We start from the raw sequence: 2,875 nt of genomic DNA, 5'->3' as shown, positions 1-2,875 counted from the left end.
CAGACCCTCCATATCAGCCTCGTTGGTGAAGCGAAGGAGCCCAAGGCGATGTGCAGTTCGACGCAACGGCGCCGAACCAGCAAAGCCCGCACAGCGGCAAATCCGGATGCCGGCTCTCGAGTTGGCCGGGCTTAGGTCTCAGAGCGGCTTGACCATGAAGAGGCAGGGATTCGCTTCACCCCACAGGTCGGTCTCCTCAAGCGGGAGAAACCCGGCCTGCTCGTAGAAGTGACGGGTGCGCGCGTACCCGGGGTCCGGATGTGAGCCGCCCAACGTCTTCACCTCGAGCAGCTGAACACCGCGTTCCCGCGCGTCCTGTTCGACGGCCTGGACCATGGCGGTTCCGACACCCTGACCGTGATGGTCGCGGTCGACAACCATGAGGTGGAGCTCAGCCACGTGCGGGAAGTGACGATCGACCAAAGTGAGCCCGATGACGTTCCCGCCGTCATCGCGGACCGTCCACGTCTCCTTGGTACGAGCCGCTTCGATGTAGTCAGCGTTCGCCTCCGGGAGACCGAACCACTCAGGCACCCTCGCCAGAAGTCGCTCCGCCGCTTCCGGCACCTGCGAGTCCGGACGACAGATCCATCCCATGGCCTAAGCCTGCCAGAGCGCATCTGCGACGACACACGATTAACGGCTCGCGCACGAGTGTTCCGGGGAACACCTCCGGTCAGTCGGGAGCGACCGACCGGCGGCAAAACCGGACGCTTGTCACCCGAGGCGTAGGAGCACGGTTTTCGGATTCGCTATGGCTCTTCCACCGCCTGGTTGCCGTTCATCCGGAACATGTAACCGCGCGTCGTCCCACGTCGGCAGCCTGCTCGACGAGGCGCTCATGGAAGGGAGTCCGGAAAGATCTTGGCGCGGAACCGGTAACAACGCTAGCTAGAGGCCCGGGCACCCAAACCTAGCCTCCGTGGTCGGTATGTCTATGCTTTCGCCCATGCCTGAACCGCTCCAGACACCCGTCCTCGCCGGCGGCGTGGTGACGCTGCGCCCGCACACGATGGCGGACCTGCGACCGGTGCTGGAGCGGTGCCTGGACCCCGAGTCGGTCCGGTGGACGACCGTGCCGACGGGGTACACCGAGGACATGGCGCGGGACTACCTCGAGCAGATCATCGAGCCGTCCGCTGAGCAGATCTCCTGGGCGATCGAGGCGGACGGGCAGTATGCGGGCACGATCGACCTGCGATCCGGCGGTGGCGAGGGGGAGCACGCCTCGGGCGACGTCGGTTACGTCACTCATCCACGATTCCGGGGGCGGGGCATCATGACCGCCGCAGTGACCCTCGCGGTCGACCACGCCTTCGACGTCCTCGGCTGGGAGTTGCTGGTCTGGCAGGCCAACATTGGCAATGTCGCCAGCTACAAGCCCATGTGGCGCAACGGCTTTCCTCGACCACTGTCTGTGCCCGCCCTGCTCAACCACCGGGGGGTGATGCGCGACGGGTGGCATTCGGTCCTGGAGCCGGGCATGCCCCGCGAGCCGCAGGGCCGGTGGGAGGATGTGAGCGCCGCCCTGCTCCGCGATGTCGAGCAGGCGCGTCGCCCAGGTTGACGATCGAGCCTCCCCGCATGGCGCTGGGGCAGGACCCTCCGAAGGCCTGGGAGGGGTGACCTCACCACAGGGCGAGCGACACCCCGATCTCCAACAATGTGCTGCCTGCACGCGGCAGACATCCCAGGTTCTGGTTCTGTCAAGCGGCGGTGTTGAGGTGCTGTTGCCAGGCAGTGTTCTCGTCGTAGAAGGTCCGGTAGCGCAGGCAGCCGTGGAGGATGCCGACCCAGCGGTTGGCCAGCTGGCGTAGAGCGGCTTGGTGCCCGACGCCTCGTCTGCGGAGGGCCTGATAGTAGGCGCGGGCACCGGCGGAGCCGCGCATGGAGCAGAAGGCCCACTGCTGCAGGGCATCGCCGAGGCGGCGGTTGCGGGCGTACCGGGCGAGTACCACGCGTCTGGTCCCTGACGCTCTCGTGATCGGGGCGGTGCCGGCGTAGGCCTTGCGGCCTTTGGCGTCGGCGTAGCGGTGGGGGTCGTCGCCGAACTCGCCGAGGATCCGGGCGCCGAGGATCACACCCAGGCCGGGCAGGCTGGTGTAGATGTCAGCGTCCCGGTGCCGGCCAAAATGCTCGGCCACCACCTGCCCGAGCCGTTCGATCTGGGTGTTCAGGACGGTGATGAGCGCGACCTCTGAGCTCACGATCGCCGCGTAGGCGTCCTGTATGGGGTCCGGCTGCCGCAGCTCCGGGGTAGTCAGGATCTGCCGGATCTTCTCCGAGCGAGCGGTGACGTCGCGCCGGTTCGCCGCGGTCAGCGCACGCACGACCTTGGCCCTAGACAGCCTCGAGGCGCTGTCCGGGTCGGGTGCCTGGGCCAACAAGACGAGCGTGTCCGGCTCGTCCAGGTCCTCGAACGCGGACAGAGCCGCGGGGAAGAAGTCCCGCAGTGCGGCGCGCAGGCGCAGCACGTGGCGGGTCCGGTCCCAGATCATCGACTGGTGCGCTCGGGCGGTGACCTTGACCGCCTCTCCGGTGGCGCTGTCGCCGGCGACCGGGCGGTGGTGGGCCCGGTCCAGGCGGACGATCTCGGCCAGCAGGTGCGCATCCGCGGTGTCCGACTTCGCCCCGGAGGTGGAGTGCCGCTCCCGGTACCGGGCGACCGACTTGGGGTTCAGCCCGTACACGGTGTATCCCGCCGCGACCAGGGCACCGACCCAGGGGCCCCGGTCCGTCTCGATGCCGACCAGCACCTGCGCGGCCGCCTCGGCCGGGTCTAGGGAATCGCTGATCTGGGGGCGTCTGCGGGTGTGAGGCCAGCCCGCAGGGGGGCTGAAGCCCGATGAGGCCGCGGGAGCGACGCTGGAACTGT

The 2,875-nt window shown here is 68.1% G+C and carries 3 protein-coding genes; 1 reads left to right on the top strand and 2 read right to left on the bottom strand.

The features are described 5' to 3' along the window. Positions 1 to 138: 138 nt before the first annotated feature. Positions 139 to 597, bottom strand: coding sequence for a GNAT family N-acetyltransferase (locus BJF81_RS11815; RefSeq protein WP_075958511.1), 459 nt, complete (start codon positions 595 to 597; stop codon positions 139 to 141). Between the two features lie 352 nt (positions 598 to 949). On the opposite strand from BJF81_RS11815, the gene BJF81_RS11810 reads away from it, so the two are divergent. Further along, complete coding sequence (locus BJF81_RS11810) at positions 950 to 1,567, top strand: GNAT family N-acetyltransferase (RefSeq protein WP_158068675.1); 618 nt, start codon at positions 950 to 952, stop codon at positions 1,565 to 1,567. 139 nt (positions 1,568 to 1,706) lie between these two features. On the opposite strand, the gene BJF81_RS11805 is transcribed toward BJF81_RS11810, so the two are convergent. Beyond that, a complete protein-coding gene (locus BJF81_RS11805; RefSeq protein WP_269087332.1) occupies positions 1,707 to 2,795 on the bottom strand; it encodes an IS110 family transposase in 1,089 nt (362 codons plus the stop codon). Positions 2,796 to 2,875: the final 80 nt, after the last annotated feature.

This window comes from Ornithinimicrobium sp. CNJ-824 (genome assembly GCF_001942405.1).
In the GTDB taxonomy this organism is placed as follows: Bacteria; Actinomycetota; Actinomycetes; order Actinomycetales; family Dermatophilaceae; genus Ornithinicoccus; species Ornithinicoccus kibberensis.
Note: the sequence above shows the minus strand (reverse complement) of the source record. Positions and strands in the feature narration are given on the sequence as shown.